General features: G+C 66.5%; 17 protein-coding genes and 1 pseudogene. 12 read left to right on the top strand and 6 right to left on the bottom strand.

Annotation, left to right across the window (positions count from 1 at the left end):
- The 6 genes and pseudogenes from CXZ05_RS21435 to CXZ05_RS21465 form a co-directional block, all read left to right on the top strand.
- Window positions 1–935, top strand: a 935-nt coding sequence (locus CXZ05_RS21435; protein WP_102974481.1) for an aldehyde dehydrogenase family protein, incomplete at its 5' end; no start/stop codon positions are given.
- A gap of 202 nt (window positions 936–1,137) precedes the next feature.
- The gene (gene bioB, locus CXZ05_RS21440) at window positions 1,138–2,187 is read left to right on the top strand and encodes a biotin synthase BioB (protein WP_102974482.1); all 1,050 of its coding nucleotides are present in this window, start codon (window positions 1,138–1,140) and stop codon (window positions 2,185–2,187) included.
- A gap of 199 nt (window positions 2,188–2,386) precedes the next feature.
- A pseudogene (locus CXZ05_RS21450) lies at window positions 2,387–3,798 on the top strand (adenosylmethionine--8-amino-7-oxononanoate transaminase).
- An 8-nt stretch (window positions 3,799–3,806) separates the two neighbouring features.
- On the top strand, window positions 3,807–4,964 hold the full coding sequence (locus tag CXZ05_RS21455; RefSeq protein WP_102974484.1) for an 8-amino-7-oxononanoate synthase: 1,158 nt from the start codon (window positions 3,807–3,809) through the stop codon (window positions 4,962–4,964).
- On the top strand, window positions 4,961–5,635 hold the full coding sequence (gene bioD / locus CXZ05_RS21460) for a dethiobiotin synthase (protein ID WP_102974485.1): 675 nt from the start codon (window positions 4,961–4,963) through the stop codon (window positions 5,633–5,635). Before CXZ05_RS21455 ends, bioD begins: the two co-directional genes overlap by 4 nt.
- The gene (locus CXZ05_RS21465; protein WP_308411014.1) at window positions 5,611–6,816 is read left to right on the top strand and encodes a cytochrome P450; all 1,206 of its coding nucleotides are present in this window, start codon (window positions 5,611–5,613) and stop codon (window positions 6,814–6,816) included. Before bioD ends, CXZ05_RS21465 begins: the two co-directional genes overlap by 25 nt.
- 41 nt (window positions 6,817–6,857) lie before the next feature.
- On the opposite strand, the gene ribA is transcribed toward CXZ05_RS21465, so the two are convergent.
- Together ribA and CXZ05_RS21475 are read right to left on the bottom strand one after the other, a co-directional pair.
- A complete protein-coding gene (gene ribA, locus CXZ05_RS21470; RefSeq protein ID WP_102974486.1) occupies window positions 6,858–8,750 on the bottom strand; it encodes a GTP cyclohydrolase II RibA in 1,893 nt (630 codons plus the stop codon).
- A gap of 127 nt (window positions 8,751–8,877) precedes the next feature.
- Window positions 8,878–9,756, bottom strand: coding sequence for a LysR family transcriptional regulator (locus CXZ05_RS21475; RefSeq protein ID WP_102974487.1), 879 nt, complete (start codon window positions 9,754–9,756; stop codon window positions 8,878–8,880).
- 129 nt (window positions 9,757–9,885) lie between these two features.
- Here CXZ05_RS21475 and CXZ05_RS21480 point away from each other — a divergent pair, with 129 nt between their 5' ends.
- Window positions 9,886–11,031 (top strand): FAD-dependent oxidoreductase, encoded by a 1,146-nt coding sequence (locus tag CXZ05_RS21480; RefSeq protein WP_102974488.1) that lies wholly within the window; start codon window positions 9,886–9,888, stop codon window positions 11,029–11,031.
- Between the two features lie 3 nt (window positions 11,032–11,034).
- Here the strand turns inward: CXZ05_RS21480 and CXZ05_RS21485 are convergent, their stop codons facing one another.
- The gene (locus tag CXZ05_RS21485; RefSeq protein ID WP_258006680.1) at window positions 11,035–11,577 is read right to left on the bottom strand and encodes a substrate-binding domain-containing protein; all 543 of its coding nucleotides are present in this window, start codon (window positions 11,575–11,577) and stop codon (window positions 11,035–11,037) included.
- Window positions 11,578–11,619: 42 nt separating this feature from the next.
- Window positions 11,620–12,255, bottom strand: a complete 636-nt coding sequence (locus CXZ05_RS21490; protein WP_102974489.1) for a dihydrofolate reductase family protein — start codon at window positions 12,253–12,255, stop codon at window positions 11,620–11,622.
- Between the two features lie 251 nt (window positions 12,256–12,506).
- Here CXZ05_RS21490 and CXZ05_RS21500 point away from each other — a divergent pair, with 251 nt between their 5' ends.
- Window positions 12,507–13,820 (top strand): aspartate aminotransferase family protein, encoded by a 1,314-nt coding sequence (locus CXZ05_RS21500; RefSeq protein ID WP_102974491.1) that lies wholly within the window; start codon window positions 12,507–12,509, stop codon window positions 13,818–13,820.
- A 34-nt stretch (window positions 13,821–13,854) separates the two neighbouring features.
- Here the strand turns inward: CXZ05_RS21500 and CXZ05_RS21505 are convergent, their stop codons facing one another.
- Window positions 13,855–14,463: a dihydrofolate reductase family protein gene (locus tag CXZ05_RS21505; RefSeq protein ID WP_219726581.1), complete on the bottom strand. Its 609-nt coding sequence runs from the start codon at window positions 14,461–14,463 to the stop codon at window positions 13,855–13,857.
- A gap of 235 nt (window positions 14,464–14,698) precedes the next feature.
- Here CXZ05_RS21505 and CXZ05_RS21510 point away from each other — a divergent pair, with 235 nt between their 5' ends.
- The 3 genes from CXZ05_RS21510 (at window position 14,699) to ftsW (ending at window position 17,342) form a co-directional block, all read left to right on the top strand.
- Complete coding sequence (locus CXZ05_RS21510) at window positions 14,699–15,331, top strand: hypothetical protein (protein WP_102974493.1); 633 nt, start codon at window positions 14,699–14,701, stop codon at window positions 15,329–15,331.
- Window positions 15,332–15,708: 377 nt separating this feature from the next.
- Window positions 15,709–15,981 (top strand): hypothetical protein, encoded by a 273-nt coding sequence (locus CXZ05_RS21515; protein ID WP_102974494.1) that lies wholly within the window; start codon window positions 15,709–15,711, stop codon window positions 15,979–15,981.
- Between the two features lie 125 nt (window positions 15,982–16,106).
- A complete protein-coding gene (gene ftsW / locus CXZ05_RS21520) occupies window positions 16,107–17,342 on the top strand; it encodes a putative lipid II flippase FtsW (protein ID WP_102974495.1) in 1,236 nt (411 codons plus the stop codon).
- Here the strand turns inward: ftsW and CXZ05_RS21525 are convergent.
- Window positions 17,339–18,799 carry an MFS transporter gene (locus tag CXZ05_RS21525; RefSeq protein ID WP_102974496.1) on the bottom strand — a complete coding sequence of 487 codons (1,461 nt, stop codon included), beginning with the start codon at window positions 18,797–18,799 and terminating at the stop codon, window positions 17,339–17,341. The two genes, ftsW and CXZ05_RS21525, sit on opposite strands and share 4 nt — an antisense overlap.
- 225 nt (window positions 18,800–19,024) lie before the next feature.
- Here CXZ05_RS21525 and CXZ05_RS21530 point away from each other — a divergent pair, with 225 nt between their 5' ends.
- Complete coding sequence (locus CXZ05_RS21530) at window positions 19,025–19,249, top strand: hypothetical protein (protein WP_102974497.1); 225 nt, start codon at window positions 19,025–19,027, stop codon at window positions 19,247–19,249.
- Window positions 19,250–19,308 lie beyond the last annotated feature (59 nt).

Here is a 19,308-nt window from a genome sequence, read left to right on the forward strand (position 1 = left end):
CCGCCCTGCGGATGGGCAACACCGCCGTCGTCAAACCCTCCAAGATGACCCCGCTCTCCGTCCTCGCCCTGATCAAGGTCCTCAACGAGGAACTCCCCGAGGGCGTCCTGACCGTCATCTCCGGCGACCGCGAAGTCGGCGCCCGCCTCGCCGAACACCCCGCCATCGGAAAGATCATGTTCACCGGCTCCACCGCCGCCGGCCGCGCGATCATCAAATCCTCCGCCGACACCGTCAAACGCCTCACCCTCGAACTCGGCGGCAACGACGCCGGCATCGTCCTGCCCGACGCCGACCCCAAAGCCATCGCCGAAGGACTCTTCTGGGGCGCCTTCATCAACACCGGCCAGACCTGCGCCGCCCTCAAGCGCCTCTACGTCCACGACGACATCTACGACGCCGTCTGCGACGAACTCACCGCTGTTGCCGCCGCCATGCCCATGGGCGTCGGCCTCGACGAGAACAACGTCCTGGGCCCGCTGCAAAACAAGGCCCAGTACGACATCGTCGCCAACCTCGTCGAAGCCGCCCGCGACTCCGGCGCCCGGATCCTCCTCGGCGGCAACCCCGACCCCGGCCAGCCCGGCTACTTCTACCCCGCCACCCTCGTGGCCGACATCGACAACAACAACCCGCTCGTCGCCGAGGAACAGTTCGGCCCGGCCCTGCCCATCATCCGGTACAGCACCATCGACCAGGCCATCGAATACGCCAACGCGCTCGACGTCGGACTCGGCGCCTCGGTCTGGTCCCCGGATCTCACGGCCGCCCGCGAAGTCGCTGCCCGCATCGAAGCAGGCACCGTCTGGATCAACAAACACGGCGCCGTGGACCCCCGTGTCCCCTTCGGCGGCGCCAAACAGTCCGGCTACGGCCTCGAATTCGGCGTCGAAGGCCTCAAGCACCTGGGCGTCCCCCAAATCATCAACGGCTAACCGGACCACCTGAACGTCAGGGCCGCCATCGCTGCACCGCGACGGCGGCCCTTTCTGCATGCCACTAGGCAGGGAACCAGAGTTGGACCCGACCAATGTCCCGCCGACCTGCTTGTTGGGACCCCACAAAATCTTGCCCTCGATGGGGAATTAGCGTCGGTTCAGAGGAATATCCGCAGCCATCACAGCAAAGGACCCATCAATGACGATTCAGGCAGACGCGAGCGAAGCCGCAAGGCACGCGACCATCCCGGCCACTTTCCCCATCCTCGAAACCGCCAGGCAGCAGGTCCTCGAGGACGGCATCGGGCTCACCCAGGCGCAGCTCGAGGAAGTGCTGCGCCTTCCGGATGAAGCCCTTCCCGCCGCCCTGCAACTGGCCCACGAAGTACGCCTCGAGCATTGCGGCGAGGACGTCGAGGTGGAGGGCATCATCTCCATCAAGACCGGCGGCTGCCCGGAGGACTGCCACTTCTGCAGCCAGTCCGGCCTGTTCGACTCCCCCGTCCGCGGCGTGTGGCTCGACATCCCCGAGCTGGTCAAGGCCGCGAAGGAAACCGCTGCCACCGGAGCCACCGAGTTCTGCATCGTCGCTGCCGTCCGCGGCCCCGACATCAAGCTCATGAACCAGATCAAGTTCGCGATCGACCGCATCAACGAGGAAGTGGACATCAACATCGCCTGTTCCCTGGGCATGCTCACCCAACGCCAGGTGGACCAGCTCGCAGAGTGGGGCGTGCACCGCTACAACCACAACCTGGAAACAGCACGCAGCTACTTCCCGGAAGTTGTGACGACGCACAGCTATGAGGAGCGCCTCGAGACCTGCAACATGGTCAAGGCAGCCGGCATGGAACTGTGCTGCGGCGCCCTGATCGGCATGGGCGAAACCCTCGAGCAGAGGGCCGAACTCGCCGCCCAGCTTGCTGCCCTCGAACCCCACGAAGTGCCGCTGAACTTCCTGAATCCGCGCCCCGGAACGCCGCTGGAGAACCAGGGCATCATGGACGGCAAGGACGCCCTGCGCGCCATCGCCGCGTTCCGGCTCGCCATGCCCCGGACCGTGCTGCGCTACGCCGGCGGCCGCGAGCTCACCCTCGGCGACCTCGGCACCCGCAACGGTCTCCTCGGCGGCATCAACGCCGTCATCGTGGGCAACTACCTCACCACGTTGGGGCGCCCCGCGACCGCGGACCTGAACCTCCTGGTCGAGCTGAACATGCCCATCAAGGAACTCCAGAAGACGCTGTGAGCAGGGTTTCGACTTCCCGGGTTTCGACGAGCTCAACCACCGGCGGGGCCGCCTTTTGCGGGCACTGCGGTGAGCCGTACGACGGCGACGGGCCGCCGTCGTACGCCCACCGTGAGTGCGGCGAACGACTGGCAATGGAACCGCCTCGCTACTGCACCGCCTGCCGACGGCGGATGAAGGTGCAGGTCACGCCGCTGGGATGGTCCGCCGAGTGTTCCCGGCATGGGGTGCTGGTCCCGTGATCCTAGATTCAGCGCAGACCGGCCTCATCAAGCAGGACCGCGAACGGCTGTGGCACCCTTACGCGCCGGCCTCCTCCGGCCTTCCGCTGTGGGAGGTGGAGGCGGCCGCCGGCGTCCGGCTGCGGCTCCGCGGCGAAGACGGTACCCGCCACGAGGTAATCGACGCGATGTCCTCGTGGTGGTCGGTGATCCACGGCTACCGCCACCCGGTGCTGGATGCCGCCGCCAAAGCGCAGCTGGCGAAGTTCAGCCATGTCATGTTCGGCGGCCTTACCCATGCCCCGGCCGTGGAACTGGCCGAGCGCCTGGTGGCCATGGCCCCGGGCGCCCCCGGCCGGTCCGGACTGGAGCGTGTGTTCCTCGCGGACTCGGGCCCCGTCGCCGTCGAGGTGGCGCTCAAGCTGGCGGTGCAGTTCCAGACCGCCGGCGGCCGCCCGCGGCGGCAGCGGTTCCTCAGCCTGCGCGGCGGCTACCACGGCGACACGTTCGCGGCCATGGGGGTATGCGATCCCGTAGACGGCATGCACTCGGCCTTCCCCGGGCTGCTCGCCGGCAACGTGTTTGCGCCCCGTCCTCCGGCGGCGGCGTCGGCGACCCCGGAAGCGGTGCTGGCGTGGGCGTCTGAGCTGGCAGAGATGGCGGCCGCGCACTCCCCGGAACTTGCCGCGATCGTGGTCGAACCGGTGCTGCAGGGGCCGGCGGCATGCACGCGTACCCGGCCGGATGCCTGACAGCGCTTCGGGAGGTGGCGGACCGGCACGGGCTGCTGCTCATCTTTGATGAGATCGCCACCGGCTTTGGCCGCACCGGCGAGCTGTTCGCAGCCGGTCATGCCGGCGTCGTGCCGGACATCATGTGTGTAGGCAAGGCCCTGACCGGCGGGTACCTGACCCTCGCCGCCATGCTCTGCACCGCTGAGGTAGCCGCGGCTGTTTCCGGCGGCCCGGCCGGTGCCCTGCTGCACGGGCCCACGTTCATGGGCAACCCGCTGGCGTGTGCCGTCGCCAATGCCAGCCTCGGCATCATCGCCACCGGCGGCTGGCGGGACGACGTCGCCCGGATCGGCAGCGGCCTTGCGTCCGGGTTGGCGCCTGCCTTGGAGCTCGAGGCCGTCCGGGATGTCCGCACCATCGGCGCCGTCGGTGTCATCGAGCTGCACGACGCCGTCGACGTCACCGCCGTCACCGTGGCAGCCATCCGCCACGGCGTCTGGGTCCGCCCGTTCCGGAATCTCGTCTACACCATGCCGCCGTACATCAGCACGGCGGCGGACATCACACAGATTACGGTGGGGATGACGGCGGCTGTCGCGGAAGTCCACGAAGCCCAGGTCCAGCGGGTCCCAACCAGGGCCGGGAGCGCGTCATGAGCGGCTCGATGACCCAGTGGCTCGAACGGCAGGCAGCGGTCCGGGAACGCCGGGGCCAGGTGCGCCGCCCGCTCCCCCGTGCCGCGCACGAAAAGTTCATCGACCTGGCCAGCAACGACTACCTGGGCCTTTCAACGGACCCGCGGGTCGCCGGCGCAGCCGCGGAGGCCGCATCGGGGTGGGGCGCCGGCGCCACCTCCTCGCGTCTGGTCGCTGGAACCACGCAGCTGCATCTGGACCTGGAGCAGGAACTGGCCACGCTGGCCGGGATGGAAGCGGCATTGGTCTTCTCCTCCGGCTATCTGGCCAACATCGGGGTGATCACGGCACTGGGCAGTCCCGGGACCCTGATCGTCGCGGACGAGCACTGCCACGCCTCGATGATCGACGGCTTCCGGCTCAGCCGCTCCCGCACCGAATCCTTCGCCCACAACAGCGTGGCGGAAGCCGGCCGCCTGCTCGCCGGACGGCAGGAACCGCGGGCGATTATCGCCGTCGAATCCGTCTACAGCGTCCTCGGCGACGAGGCGCCGCTCGCTGACCTGCTGGCGTTGGCCGAGCAGCACGACGCCATGCTGCTGATCGACGAGGCCCACAGCCTCGGCGTCACCGGCGCCGGCAGCTTCCAGGGCCGCGGCTCGGTGGCCGGGACCACCCTGGCCGGGCATCCAAATGTGGTCGTGACGGCGACGTTGTCGAAAGCACTGGGCAGCCAGGGCGGAGCCGTCCTGGGATCCGCACTGCTGCGGGAACACCTCCTCAATCGGGCCCGCGGCTTCATCTTTGACACCGGGCTGGCTCCGGCGTCCGCCGCAGCGGCCCTCACCGCGGCGCGCATCATTCGGGACGAACCGTGGCGGGCCGGGTTCGTCCACAGCAACGCGGCAGCGCTGGCCGCCGGGCTGGCCCCGGCCCTTGCCCAGCGCGGCGCAATCCCCGACCGGACCGCAGGAGCCGTGCAGTCCATCCCCCTGCCGTCCGCGGAATCGGCCCTGGCCGCTGCCGGATCAGCGCGCCGCGCCGGCGTCCGGGTCGGCTGCTTCCGTCCGCCGTCCGTTCCGGACGGGATCTCGCGGCTGCGGCTTACGGCCCGCGCCACCCTCACGCCCGAAGAGATCGAAGACAGCTGCGCAGTGCTGCGCGGCATTCTGGAGGAGCTTCCATGAACCTGCCTGGCATCATTTTGGTCACCGGAACGGACACCGGCGTCGGCAAGACCATTATGACGGCGGCCCTCGCCGCCGTCATGCACGGAACGGGACGAAGCGTTGCGGTGTACAAGCCATGTCAGTCGGGTGCCGCCGACGGCGATTCCGATGCGGGCGAGATTGTCCGTCTCACCGGCGTGACCGCTGAGGCCGGCATCGTACTGCAGCAGCCCATGGCACCCGTCGCGGCTGCCGCCGTGGACAGGACGCCGCTGCCTGGGCTGGCCGCGCACGCGGAGCGGATCCGTGAACTCAGCGAATTCTACGACCACGTCCTGGTGGAAGGCGCCGGCGGCCTGCTCGTGGAACTGGATTCCGACGGCGGCACCCTGGCAGACCTCGGATCGCTGCTGGCGGCGGCATTTGTGCTCGTCGCCCGGCCGGGGCTCGGCACGCTGAACCACACCGCCCTGACGCTCGAGGTACTGTCGGCCCGCGGGCTCGACGTACTCGGCGTCGTACTCGGAAGCTGGCCCCTCAGCCCGGACGCTGTGCACCACAGCAACCGGCAGGTGCTCGGAGCGCTGCGGGTCCCGCTCCTGGGCGTCCTTCCCGAGGGGGCCGCGGAAATGTTGCCAGCCGATTTCCGCGCCGGCGCGGCAGCATGGCTGAACGGGCTGCCCGCATGATGCCGGCGTCCAGTACGGCTCTGCCGCTGGCCCTTACGGAAACTCCCAACGGCGCGGCCAAGTGCCCCTACCTCGTGGTCCGGGACCCGGAATCGGTCCGGGATGTGCTGCACCGGCCCGCCGACTTCAGTCCCGCGAATGCCCTGGTTGCCGTGACGCCACTGGAGGGACCCGCACTGCGGATGCTGCAGCGCGTGGGCTTTGCGTTGCCACCGGTCCTGGCCAGCAACGACACCGGCACGCACGGTGGAATCCGCAAGGTGGTGGCTGGTTATTTCACGCCGGCCACCGTCACCGCCATGGAACCGCGCATCCGGGAATTGGCCCGGGAAGCGGCGGGGAACGCCGCGGACCAACTCGTCCGCGCCGGCCAAGCGGACCTCGTGCAGACGGTGGCGACATTTCCCCCGGCAGTCGTGATGCTTGGACTCCTCGGGCTGCCCGTGCGGGATCTTGCGGACCTCAAACGCTGGGGGCTGGACTCCATGGAACTGTTTTGGGGCTGGCCGGACCGGGACCGGCAGCTCGAGCTGGCCCGCAGCGCGGCCGAGTTCTACGTCTGGCTGCGCCGGCTCGTGGCCGAATCCGTGGCGGCTCCCGGACGCAACCTGTTCAAGTCGCTGGCCGAGCATGGCCTGTCCAGGACCGAGATGTGCTCGCTGGGCTACTTCCTGCTGATCGCCGGCCAGGAGACCACCACGCAGCTGATCAGCACCGCTCTGTTCCGGCTGCTGGAGGGTTCGGCGCCCTTGGGCTGGAAGGAAGCCGCATCGGAAACCGGCGCCAGGTCGGTGGTCCGGCACGTACTCGCCACCGAATCATCCGTCCCCACTTGGCGCCGCGTGGCCGCACACGACACCAGCCTCGGCGGTGGCCGGATCCCGGCCGGCACCCAGATCCTCCTTGAACTGTCCGGCAACCGGATCACGGCAGCCGCAGAACGCGGAAATTCGAGCCCGCAGGCGCACGCGGGGCGCGGACCTTCAAGCGGTCTCGTTTTCGGTTCGGGGATCCATCGCTGCCTAGGGGCCAAGCTCGCCGAGCTGGAAGCTAGCGTCATCGTCCAGGAAACCGCGGCGGCGCTGCCAGGGATCCAGCTGCGGGACCATGAGCCGGAATGGATCCGGCACTTGTCTTTCCAGGCACCCCGGACCGTGAGAGTTATGAACGGTCCAGGCTGACCGGCTTCAGGCAAAACGCGCCGGGGCTGGAAGGGCACTGGCTAGAAGGACGGAACCGTGAACCCCAGCCCCAGCAGGCCCCGGCCCGCCTGTTCGAGGATCGGATCCAGGCTGAGGGTCGGGTGGTTGAGTAGGACGTTCACGTCGCGCTGGACCCGCTGCAGCGGATGCGAAAGCCTGTGGGCACTGCCTCCCGAGCCCGAGACCGTGAGCCGCACGGCTTCCTCCGCCGCCTCGCCGCTGAGGGCAAGGGAGAGCCGGTACTTGGCCCGCTCGTCTTCAGTCAGGCCTGACGGCCGGTGCTCGAATGACGACGAAACGATGCGGAGCGCTTCCTGCCAGTGCAGGCGCGCGGTGGCCACCAGTCCGTAGGCTTTCGAGTACCGCGCCTGGGCCAGCGGTGAGTCCGCCTGGCGGTTGTCAGCGGTGTTCTTGACCTTGCGCACCAGCATCTTTTCCCGGAACAGGTCGACGGCGTACTCGGCGGCTCCCAGCGCGGCCGCGGGTGCCACCAGGTTCAGCAGCGTGGCCATGGGCGTGTGGATCATCCGGTCCTCATGGATCAGGCTGCCCGGGTTGTCCGCGGCACTCAGCAGCGTCCAGTCCATGGCCCGGTACTCCGGCACAAACAGGTTGTCCGCACGCAGGTCGTTGCTGCCGGTCCCCCGCAGCCCGTCAGTGTGCCACACATCCAGCAGCTCCAGCTCGGCGACCGGCACCAGGCACTGCAGGCGAACGCCGCCGGCCTGCACCGCCAGCAGGGCCCACTCCGAATGCATGATCCCGGAGGCGAAGCTCCAGTGCCCCGAGATCGAGAATCCTCCCGGCACCTTCCTGCCCGTACCCACGGGAGCACTCGTGGCCGCAGCCAGCGGAGCAGGTCCCTTGGCGAAGACTTCGTCCTGGACCCGCCGGGGCCAGCGGGCCAGCATCCAGACGTGCTCGATCAGGTGCCCGGCAGTCCAGGCGGTCGACGCGCAGCCCCGTGCAAGCCGCCGGATGACCTCAGCGTAGGCTTCCACCCCCATGCCGTACCCGCCCAGCGCCCGCGGAGCGAGAATCCTGAAGACACCGGCGTCCTTCAGTTCGTTCATGGTGGAGTCCGGGAGGCGGCGCAGCTGCTCTGTTTCCTCCGCACGTTCCCGCAGCCGGGGAACCAGATCGTCAACACGCCTGAGTATCTCATCGTGGCTGGGGATGGTGCCGGCTGATGCCGGCGGTACGTGCCCGACGTCGGCCCTTGGAAGTTCCAGCGTATGAGCGGTGCGGTCCCGCTTCGCCGCCAGATAGCCGTGGTTGGCCGGCGAGAGATACACGCCGGTGGGAACCTGTTCGATGACGCTGATGCCCAGGGCTGTCAGTTGCGCGGCCTTGTCCGGGTTGTTGCTGAACAGTCGGATGCTCGTCGCGCCGAGGGCGTCCAGCATCTGGGCGGCAGCGGTGTAGTCGCGGTCGTCCGCACCGTGGCCCAGGGCCAGATTGGCTTCGTAGGTATCCAGGCCCGTGTCCTGCAGGGCGTAGGCATCGAGCTTGGAATAGAGGCCGATGCCGCGGCCCTCCTGGCGGAGGTAGAGCAGAAAACCCCCGACCGCGGCAATCTCTTCGACAGCCTCGCGCAGCTGCGGTCCGCAGTCACAGCGCTGGCTGCCGAACACGTCGCCGGTCATGCATTCGCTGTGCAGCCGGACCAGCGGCACATCGTGTGCGAGGAGCTGCTGCTCCCACTGGCCCAGGGCTAGCAACAGGTGCTCCTTGCCGTCCGCGAGGCCGCGGAACGTCAGCACCTGAGCCGTGGTGCTGAATCCGTCGGGAAATCGCAGCGGCACAGTCACCTGGCTGCGCACCGTGACCTGGTTGCGCGCGATAACCTGACTGCGCACGGTGGCGGCGGGCAGGGCCGAAGCCTGCGGGGCGGTTTCAACACATGCGGTCATCTGCGGTTCTCCACATTCCGGGAAATTACTTGAAGCTTGAAGTTAACCCTAGCGCTGATTAGTTAAAGCTTCAAGTAATTGTTCCAGTCCGCCCGGCCTAAGGCCGGGATGTGTGATCAGCCAAGGGTCACTCGGGAATCCGTCCCCTGAGGCACAGGACGAAATCTTCCACCGCCGGAGAACCGCCACCAGCCCGCGCAACGTGGAGTTCCGTCTGCGGCCTGCCGACGAAGCGGCGCGTTGCGACTCCCGGCATCTGGAACCGCTGCACCGATTCGGGCAGGACGGAAACCCCCAATCCTGCGGCGACCAGGCCGAGGATGGTTTCCTGGTGGATGGCCTGCTGGACCACCATCGGCGGGCTTGGCAGGGAGTCGAAAAGCCTGAGGACCCTCGCCACGAAGCCGGGCATCAGGCGGTACGGGAACAGGATCATGGGTTCCCCTTCAAGATCCTCGGGGCGCACCACTTTCGCCGCCGCCAAACGGTGTGTTTCCGGAAGGACCAACACCAGGTCCTCCGTGCTCAGCAGTTCGAGGTTCAGCCCCGGGACGTCACCCGGATCCCGGATGAGCCCCAGATCAAGGTTTCCGTCCAGCAACTGCTCGACCTGCTCCCCGCTGGTGAGCGGATGCAGTACGAGGTCAACGCGGGGGCGGTATTGGCGGAAAGTCCGGATGGCCTCGGGAACGGTGGTGTAGCTCGCCGAACTGACGAATCCCACCCTGATCTTGCCGCTCTTGCCGGCAGCGACGTCGGCCACGTCTCCGGCGGCATCGTCAAGATCCGCAACGGCGGCCTGGATCCGGTCCCTGAAGGCCTGGCCGGCCGCCGTCAGCGTCACGCGGCGGGTGGTGCGGTCGAAGAGCCGGACACCCAGCTCACGTTCCAGACTCTTGACCGCGACGGTTAGCGGGGGCTGGGTGATGTGCAGTCGTTCCGCGGCTCGGCCGAAGTGCAGCTCGTCCGCGACGACGAGGAAGTACCGGAGTTGCCGGAGTTCCATGGCGATTCTTTCGATCGACGCTAATAATTACTAGTCAAATGATATTGGACCGGCAGCACAAGACGGTGAGTTACTGGACATGAACACGGGCATCGTCCCGCTGACCATCCCACACCGAAGGAGCCATCCATGGAATCGACCGAATACGCCGTCGTCGGTGCAGGGCTGTCCGGAGCTGCCACCGCCTGGCATCTCGCCTCCCGCGGGCACGATGTTGCCCTGCTCGAACGTTCAACCCCCGCGAACGACGCCGGCAGCTCGCACGGCTCCGCCCGGATCTTCCGCTACGCCTACCCGTCGGAGTTCTACACCGGCCTGGTCCAGGAGGCGAAGACCGGGTGGGACGAACTGGCCCGCCTCAGCGGCAAGCAGCTCATCACGCCCACCGGCGCAGTGGACTACGGCGCGATCCGCCAACCCGAACGCCTCGCCGCAGTCCTGGCGGCGCGCGCCATCGACCACGAGCTCCTCACCCCGGAAGAAGCCCACCGCCGGTGGCCCCAGATCACCTTTGACACCCAGGTGCTGTGGCACCCGGACGCCGGCGTAATCGACGCCCACGAATCCGTCGCCGCCATGGTTGACCAGGCCGTAACCCACGGCGCAGGACTCCACATCAACTGGGCCGTCACCTCGATCGCCGCCTCAAACGGCGGTTACGTGCTGACGTCGGAAGATGGCCGGACTCTGCGCGCCGCCAACGTGATTGTTGCCGCCGGCGGCTGGCTTCCCCAGCTGCTGGGATCGCTCGCGCTGCCCTCGTCCTTCCTGGCCGGAATCCCCCGGATCGAGGTGCGGCAAGAACAGGCCTACCACTTCCCGTATGCCGACAGCGCGGACCATGAAGTCTCACCGTGGCCGACATTCATTCACAAACGCGAGGGCTGGCAGGCCTACGGCCTGCCGGGCGGACGCGACGCCGGCTTCCGCGGACAGAAGGTCGCGGAATACAACGGCGGCAAGGTCCTGCCCTCCGCCGCGGACCAAGACGGACAGATCAACCCGGACAACCGCCGTCGGGTCATCGAATACGTCGCCCAGTACCTGCCCGGCCTGGTTCCGGAGCCGTACGCCGAGACCACCTGCCTGTTTACCAACACCCCCACGGAAGACTTCATCCTGGACCGGGCGGACGGGATCACCATCCTCTCCCCCTGCTCCGGCCACGGCGCCAAGTTCGCCCCGCTGATCGGTCGGCTCGCCGCGGACCTGGCCACCGGCGCAGGATCCGTGCCGGACCGGTTCCGGCTCGAGAAGCGCCTCGTTCCGCAGTAGGTTTTAGGCGTGGCGGCTGCTGTGCCGGATCACGAGTTCGGGAGTGAACACGATCTGCTGGTGCTCATGCCCTTTAGGGTTTTCGATCTCGTCGAACAGCAACTGCGCCGCCCGCTCCCCGATCAGCTGCCGTCGTTGCCGCCCCGAGGACAGCGGGATGCTCGACTGCGAGGCGAAGTCGATGTCGATGTCGTCAAAGCCCATGATGGCGATCTCCTCAGGAACCTTGATTCCGCTGGCCGTGAAGGACTGGAGGAGACCCAGGGCGAGCTGGTCATTGGCCGCCAAAACCGCGTCGGGGCGCTTCGCCCGCGATGAGGTGCTCAGCAGCTGCCCGCCCCCGGCAACCTCGTCCACCGACACCGAGCAGAATTCCATGGACCCCGCCAGCCGATCGACCAAAACGGAAGGAATTCCCCGCGAGTGCATCGCCTCCAGCCGCTGGAGAACGTCCGAGAAAGGCGTGATCAGGACGCCTTGGACACGCTGTTCCTCGAACAGGTGGAGGTAGGTCTGTTCCCGGGCCACTGCCGTGAGCTGACTCATTCGGGGCCGGGCCCACGTCGGGCTGGCTCACGCCGGACCGACTCACTTCGGCCCGCTGCCCGGCGGGCCGTTGAGCACCGTGGGGATGTACTCGAGCAGTTGGAGCCGGCCGTCGAAGGTCCTGCTGTCCACCATCTCGAGCGAGACGTCGGGGTAGCCGTCGTAGATCCGCTCCCTCCCCGTGCGGCCCGTGATGACCGGGAAAACGACCAGCCTGAAACGGTCCACGAGGCCGGCGGCCAGCAGCGACCGGCACAGGCTGAGGCTGCCGAGGGTACTCAAGGGCCGGGTCCCGGTCCGTTTCATCTCCCTCACGGCCCCAATCGCGTCCCCGGCGACCAGCTCCGAGTTGGGCCACGTCAGGGGCGCCTGCAAGGTAGAGGAGAACACCACTTTCGGGACGCCGGCAAGGCCGGTCAGGGCGGCTCCCTCATCCTTGGAGAATCCCGACGCCTCGGCCGTGGCCTCCCCTGACATGCTGGACATCACCCGGTAGGTGTTCGCCCCCAGGAGGAAGGTGTAGCCCTTCTCCCCCTCCTGCTCGAGCCAGGCCAGGTATTCCGGCCCCTCGAGGCCCCACCAGCCGGGCCATCCCTCGGCTGAGGCATACCCGTCCAGGGAGATGATCAGGTCGACCATCAGGTCTGGTGATGATGTTTCTGCCGTTGTTTCGCCCATCGCAGTCTCCTCCATCTGATCGACGTCAGTGGCTGCTGGCGCGCTGCGCCGTCGACGCCCGTGCCGGCCATGCTATCCATGCAGCGGTCAGCCGTTCAAGGGCTCCTGTTCACCGCGTTCCTCGCGCTGAGGTTCCGGGCCCCGCGGGTCCTTCGCCGGGTGACGAGGGCAGGGCTCTGGAAACTGGTGCTGGAAGGTGCCAATGTGAAGCAGAGGGTGAACCGTCCGGCACTCAAGCAATGGAGCATGTCATGAATCCCGACGATCTGGTCTTCCATCCCTGGGTTGTTCAGGGGCCGCGCGAAGTGCCAAGCCTGATCGGCGGATCGGGGAGCCACGTCGTCGACAGCAATGGACGACGGTACCTGGACTTCAGTTCGCAACTGGTGTTCACCAACCTCGGTCACCAACATCCGCGCGTCGTCGCTGCGATCAAGGAACAAGCTGACAGGCTGTGCACCCTCGCTCCTGGCCACGCGTCAGATGTACGGGGCGAAGCGGCCCGGCTGATAGTAGAAGTCGCGCCGGAACACCTCGGTCACGTGCTGTTCACCACCGGCGGAACGGAAGCCATTGAGCATGCGGTACGGATGGCGCGTCTCCACACGGGACGGCCAAAGGTGCTCGCTGCGTACCGGTCCTATCATGGCTCGACCACGACATCCATCCACCTCACGGGCGATCCGCGCCGCTGGGGCTCGGACACGGGCGCGGCGGGTGCAGTCCACTTCTTCGGTCCTTTCCTGTACCGGTCGGCCTTCGGATCAAGGACGCCGGACGAGGAGTGCGAGCGGGCGCTGGCCCATCTCGAGCAGGTGATCCTCCTGGAAGGCCCGTCGACGATCGCCGGCCTGGTCTTGGAATCAGTGATCGGCAGTTCTGGTGTCATCGTGCCGCCGCCCGGCTACCTGCGGGGCGTTCGCGACCTGTGCGACCGCCACGGTATCGTCTACATCGCCGACGAAGTGATGGTCGGCTTCTGCCGCACGGGAGCCTGGTTCGGCGTGGACCACGACGGGGTGGCACCCGACCTGATGGCGTTCGCGAAGGGCGTTAATTCCGGTTACGTGCCGCTGGGCGGCGTGCTGGTCAGCGACACGATCTACGAGACGTTCACCAAACGCCCCTACCCGGCCGGCATGACATACAGCGGCCACCCACTTGCCTGCGCGGCCGCCATCGGCGCCAACAACGCGATGCATGAAGAGCACACCGCCGCGGCAGCTGCTCGCCTTGGCGCCGAGATCCTCGGGCCGGCACTCCGGCAGCTCGCCGAGAAGCACCCGGCCGTAGGGGACGTGCGCGGCATCGGCGGCCTGTGGAGCCTTGAGCTGGTCCGTGACCGGCTGACCAAACAGCCGCTCGTGCCCGCAGGGGCCACGACCGCCGAGACCGCACCGATGGTCTCCTTCACCAAGGCGTGCCTGGAACGGGGGCTGCTAACGCTTGTCCAGGGCAACCGCGTCAACATCGCTCCGCCCCTCAATGTGACTGACGCTGATACTTCCGCGGGCCTGGCCATTTTGGACGAAGCCCTGTCCGTAGCCGACGCGTATCTGAGCTGAACGTATTCACATCATTCGGCGCTGCTGATCCGGTTCAGGACAGCACGCGGTAGGTCACATGCGTGACCAGGCTCGCTGCCCGCGATTCGACCTGCTCGAGCTTCAGCGGCGGGACGCCTTCAAACAGCCGTGTGCCGGCGCCGAACGTGAGCGGCGCAATGTGCACCCGCAGCTCGTCGATCAGGCCGGCGGCGAGGTACTGGTTGATGGTTGTCGCGCCGCCCGCGATCGCCACATCGGCGTCGCCGGCCGCCGCGCGTGCCTGGGCCAGCGCCGACTCGATGCCGTCGGTGACGAAGTGGAACGTGGTGCCACCGTCCATCGGCTGCGGTTCGCGGGCGTGGTGCGTGAGCACGAACACCGGGCCGTGAAAGGGTGGATTGTCGCCCCACCAGCCGTTCCACTGCCGATCCCACTCACCACGCACAGGGCCGAACATGTTACGCCCCATGATGAAGGCCTTGGCGGCAACGATCCGGTCGATTTCCGCCCGGCTCTCCTCGGGAGTCTTGAACATCCACGCGTGCAGTCCGTCTCCGGAGCCGTCGCCGCCGTCGTCGCCGAACGGGCGCTGCTCGGTCTGGTTGAGCCCGGCAGAATAGCCGTCAGCCGTGACCGTGATGTCGCAGACCACCCTGCCCATGGATTCTGTCATTGCTCTGGCCTCCTCACGGCGACCTTCATCGCCTCGCGGTGAACAATCAGCATCATGCTGGTTGCCGAGTGACTGTCGAACACGCCCCCGGCCGCCCCTCATCTGTGATGACCGGGTATGCCGGGCACCTTGACCGGCCAATCGCTCCGGTCCACTATTGCCAATACGCACGCATATCTTGTTGGCCAATACTCTGTCCTGAGCCCCTCGATAGGAAACCCCCATGGCAATCGTTCAGGCAATTGAACCCGTGAGTGACATCGCCTCTGCCGTCGACGAAACCACCAAAAAAATAGCTGCGGCCGCGCAGGCAGCTGAAAAGGAATTGAGTGCGGTATACGACACGCTCGACGCCGATGATACGGTGGCGATCCGTGTGGCCAATCTGACGAACTGTTCGTTTGAGCTGACGAGGGAAGCGCACAAGCAAGGCAAATGGGCGGACGGCGCAGATCCCGGTCACAACGTCCTGCCCCCGGAACAGATCGGCGCGTGGCAGTTGGCCGCGTGCCTTACCAGGGATTCCGGCCCCATGACCGGCACAAAGGGACGGCTCCACTACACAACCGAAGTGGGTGGCGACAGGCACTATGGAGTTTTTCGCTGGGACAACCCCGGGGCGCTCTCCCTTCAGGAAAATGACGCGTGGGCCGTATCCGGCACGCTGGACTTCGAGAACGGGAAACTGGTCATCGCTTGGCCTCCGACCATGGATTCGGATCTCATCAAGGTGATGGCCTTCATCTCCCAGGGCAACAAGGCGCACGCCCTCTACGCGATCGTCGGCGCCGACCTGTCGCCGGACGCTGTTGAGCACCTCACATCGAAGCTCCAACTCGTGAATTCGGCGCCGTGACCAGCCATCCGACTGCCAGTCCGGTGCATCCGCCGAAGACGCCTCGAATCAGCCCACGCCGGTAAAAAGGCAACCCCCGCCGGCGGAGACAGGAGGTTGCCAAAGGGACGACATCGCGCATGAGAAGACCCTCACCGGCTTCTCATGGCTGTCTCAGACCTGCAGGTCAGCATGGGATGTATCGAAGACGATGAAATCTCTGGGTCTTCTGTGGACCTGGGCATCGGGACAGTCGGGACAGAAAAATGCTGAACGCTCTGGAGAGAACCCATCACCACGCCGAGCCGATCGCATCATCCTTTCTTTGCGATCAGGTCTCTGCACTGCTCTGTTACGACCCCAGTGTGCGGTCCGGCGAACAGGATGCCGCAAGCGCCATGAGTGCCGCCACGGGACGGGTCTGGTCAGTCCTCGGGGACCGCAAGCTGTTCGACCGGACTGCGGTGGATGCGCTCCGCACAGAACTGACCTGGCTCACCCAGGCACTGGCTCCGCTCAGCCACTCGGTCCCCTCACACGAAGTGGCTTACGGCACGGCGCTCGCAGCCCTCGAATCCGGCCGGTACTTCCGGCTGGTCGCCGACCTCCAGGAGTTCTGTTCCGCTCCCCCGGTGAGGCAGCCACGGCGCTGGCACCTCTACATGGGATGACTTCATGTCCGGGCAAAGCACCTGATCCCGCAGACAAGGACGTATGATTTTTCCCCGGCGGGTTTCTCCTTCCCGGAACGGCCCGGAGCAGGGCCGGCCTGAGGGAAGGAAACAGTGATAAGCAAATGACCGCCACGCATCCATCGAGCAAAATGGCGGGCCGCGGCGATGTCCTGCTCCGCATCGGACGCTGGCTCGGTGAGGAGTCCGGGGACCGCACCCGGCCGGTCATCCTGGCGGTTGTACTGGTTCTGGCAGCACTCGGCCTGATCGAGGTTGCCTCCGCGTCGTCGGTGGAATCAGTGGCGGCCGGAAAAAACCCGTACGATCTTCCGCTTAAGCAGGCCATGTGGACGGCAGCCGGGATAGCCATCATGTTCGGCCTGGCACGCCTCCGGACCCGGCACATCCGCTGGCTTGCCTGGCCGCTCTTGGGGGCCGCCGTCGTATCCCTCGGCATGGTCTTCACACCCCTGGGCATGACGGTGAACGGCAACCGGAACTGGCTGGGCGTCGGCGGGTTAACCGTCCAGCCTTCCGAGTTCGCGAAGCTCGCGCTCGTTATTTGGGCGGCGGCCGTCCTGTCCCGCAAGCAGGCTCTCGTGCACGAGTGGAGACACGCCGTCGTCCCGTTGCTCGTGCCGGCAGGCGCCGTCATCATCGGGCTTGTCGCTCTCGGCCATGACCTGGGCACGGCCATGATCATCATGATGATCCTCGCCGCCACGATGTTTTACGGCGGGGTACGGATGAAAGTTTTCGGTGTCGCCGGGATTCTCGGCGCGATGTTAGCCCTCATCCTGGCTGCCACCAGCGGCAACCGCGTCGGGCGGATTGCGTCCTGGCTCGGTGCGGGTTCCGCGGACGATTCCCAGGGGGTCGGCTACCAGGCGCTGCACGGCCAGTACGCCTTGGCCTCGGGCGGCTGGTTCGGGGTGGGCCTGGGGCAGAGCCGGCAGAAATGGAACTGGATCCCCGAAGCCCACAACGACTTCATCTTCACCATCCTCGGCGAGGAACTCGGCCTCGCCGGAACTCTCCTGGTGCTCGTGCTGTTTACGGTCCTCGGCGTCGCGGTTTTCAAGGTCATTGCCCGGACCCAGGACCCGTTCGCCCGCATTGTCTCCTCCAGCGTGATCACCTGGATCATTGGTCAGGCCGTCGTGAACATCGCTATGGTCACCGGCCTGCTCCCGGTCATCGGCGTGCCCTTGCCGTTCATCTCCTACGGGGGCTCCGCGATGATTTCTTCGCTGGCCGGCATCGGCATGATCCTGGCAGTCACCCGACCTCAGACTGTTCAAACCGTTCGACCGAAGAAGCCGCAGCAAGCAGTACACCGGAGTCGAATAGGGTCCTAATCCGGTGAGGATGCCGCGTTGGCCTTGGCGGCCGCGTCGGGGGTCGTGCTCTTTGCGTCCACGGCAGGCATCGCGGCGACGGCGACGACCGTGAGTACCGCACAGACCAGTACAGCCAGGAATACGGCGCTCGACGCCGACACGATGGTGTGCGGATCGGAAACGCCGCCGGGGGCACTGGCGTAGATCGCGTTGGCCACTGCCCCGAAAACGGCGACGCCGATGGAACTGCCGATCGAACGCGCGAAAAGGTTCGTACCGGTGACTACCCCGCGCTCATTCCATTCGACGCTTGACTGGGCGGCGATGAGGCTCGGGGTCGCTACCAGCCCCAGTCCAAGTCCGACGACGAAGCAACCTGCCGCTGCCACCGCAACGTTGGGCGCGGAGGCAGTTAGAGCCAGAATGGCTGTCCCGATGACAGTGACTGTGACGCCGATCAGCGCGGTCCTCCGGAAACCGATCCGTAGATAGAACCGGCCCGCTTGTGACGCGCTGATCGGCCAGCCAATGGTCAGTGCCGCCAAGGCGAGTCCGGCGAAAATCGGGGAGGTCGAGAGGGCACCTTCGAGGAACGTGGGAACGTAGGAGGTGAGGCCAAGCATGACTGCACCGACGCCGAAAGAGATCATCGCCGTCGTCGCCAGCAGCCTACGCGACACGACCCACGGCGGCAGGACCGGCTCCGCCGCCCGCCTCTCGACGAGGAGGAACGCGGCAAACAGGAGAGCTCCGACGGCGAAGACGGTGATGCTGATGGAAGAGTTCCAGGCCCACGCCTGGCCGCCCTCGAGAGCCCCAAGGATGAGCAGGCTGAGTGAAATTGTGAGCAGTCCGGCCCCCAAATAGTCCACCCGGTGCTTGGCGCGCTCGACATTCTCGTGGAACGTTCGGATCAGCATCCACCCTGCGAGCAGGCAAAGCGGGATGTTCACGAGGAAGATCCCGCGCCAGATGCCCAGCGAGGCGAAGACGCCCCCGAGCGTGGGGCCAACAACGGAGGATATCGCCCACACGCTGGCAAGGTAGCCCTGCACCTTTGCCCGCTCGGTCAGCGTATAGATATCGCCGGCAATGGTGATCGCCACCGGCTGCACTGCTCCCGCGCCCAGCCCCTGAAGCACACGGAACGCGATGAGGGCCGGCATGCTCCAGGCCACTCCGCAGAGGATCGAACCCAGCAGGAAAAGTCCGATGCCGCTGAGGATGATCGGCTTGCGGCCGACGACGTCCGAGAGTTTCGCGTAGACCGGCACCGACACTGCCTGCGCCAACAGATAGGCCGAAAAAAGCCACGGAAAGGACGTGAATCCGCCGACGTCCGCAACGATCGACGGCACCGCCGTTGCAACGATCGTCGAATCGGTGGCCACCAGGCCCGTCGAGAGCATCAGGGCAATGAGGATCGGTCCCCGCCGGGAACGGAACCCGACTCCCTCGGCAGTCGTCGTCGTCATGTAATCTCTTTCCCGTTGTCATCAAAGCGAGGTGCGTGCCCGCAGCTCAGACTGGTCCCAGGTGCATAACCGTGCCACACGCCGAATTAGTCCCGGTATGGACCTTTAGGAAAACTTGGCCGAAACCTGTCCAAAACTGGCCCGTTGCCTGACCGATTCTTGAGCCCAGCCCGGCATTGTCGTACATGGCAAAGCCAATGCACGGGGCAAACGAAGGGCAGGGCCATGAACGCCAAGACAGTACTCACCAGTCAGCACACCGACAGCCACTGGACCGCCGATGAGGTCAGGGAAAAGCTTGGACGGGAGCTGGAATCTGATCCGGGCCTGGCCGAATTCCTTGCCGCCGCCCCCAACATGGCACGCGCCCTCAAAGCCGTCCTGAACCTGGACCTTGGCGAACTGGCCGAGCGGCTGGTCCGGGCGGAGATTAGCGACATTCTGCACTAGCCAGTACGTCAGGTTGGCCCATCCGCGACGCATCCTGCACATGGGTGCGGAAGTGGTGC

This window comes from Arthrobacter sp. AFG20, from assembly GCF_002892795.1.
GTDB lineage: Bacteria > Actinomycetota > Actinomycetes > Actinomycetales > Micrococcaceae > Arthrobacter.

Coding starts and splice junctions, on each gene's coding strand:
- bioB (WP_102974482.1), top strand. CDS start 1,138: ATGACGATTCAGGCAGACGCGAGCGAAGCCGCAAGGCACGCGACCATC.
- CXZ05_RS21455 (WP_102974484.1), top strand. CDS start 3,807: ATGACCCAGTGGCTCGAACGGCAGGCAGCGGTCCGGGAACGCCGGGGC.
- bioD (WP_102974485.1), top strand. CDS start 4,961: ATGAACCTGCCTGGCATCATTTTGGTCACCGGAACGGACACCGGCGTC.
- CXZ05_RS21465 (WP_308411014.1), top strand. CDS start 5,611: ATGGCTGAACGGGCTGCCCGCATGATGCCGGCGTCCAGTACGGCTCTG.
- ribA (WP_102974486.1), bottom strand. CDS start 8,750: ATGACCGCATGTGTTGAAACCGCCCCGCAGGCTTCGGCCCTGCCCGCC.
- CXZ05_RS21475 (WP_102974487.1), bottom strand. CDS start 9,756: ATGGAACTCCGGCAACTCCGGTACTTCCTCGTCGTCGCGGACGAGCTG.
- CXZ05_RS21480 (WP_102974488.1), top strand. CDS start 9,886: ATGGAATCGACCGAATACGCCGTCGTCGGTGCAGGGCTGTCCGGAGCT.
- CXZ05_RS21485 (WP_258006680.1), bottom strand. CDS start 11,577: ATGAGTCAGCTCACGGCAGTGGCCCGGGAACAGACCTACCTCCACCTG.
- CXZ05_RS21490 (WP_102974489.1), bottom strand. CDS start 12,255: ATGGGCGAAACAACGGCAGAAACATCATCACCAGACCTGATGGTCGAC.
- CXZ05_RS21500 (WP_102974491.1), top strand. CDS start 12,507: ATGAATCCCGACGATCTGGTCTTCCATCCCTGGGTTGTTCAGGGGCCG.
- CXZ05_RS21505 (WP_219726581.1), bottom strand. CDS start 14,463: ATGGGCAGGGTGGTCTGCGACATCACGGTCACGGCTGACGGCTATTCT.
- CXZ05_RS21510 (WP_102974493.1), top strand. CDS start 14,699: ATGGCAATCGTTCAGGCAATTGAACCCGTGAGTGACATCGCCTCTGCC.
- CXZ05_RS21515 (WP_102974494.1), top strand. CDS start 15,709: ATGAGTGCCGCCACGGGACGGGTCTGGTCAGTCCTCGGGGACCGCAAG.
- ftsW (WP_102974495.1), top strand. CDS start 16,107: ATGACCGCCACGCATCCATCGAGCAAAATGGCGGGCCGCGGCGATGTC.
- CXZ05_RS21525 (WP_102974496.1), bottom strand. CDS start 18,799: ATGACGACGACGACTGCCGAGGGAGTCGGGTTCCGTTCCCGGCGGGGA.
- CXZ05_RS21530 (WP_102974497.1), top strand. CDS start 19,025: ATGAACGCCAAGACAGTACTCACCAGTCAGCACACCGACAGCCACTGG.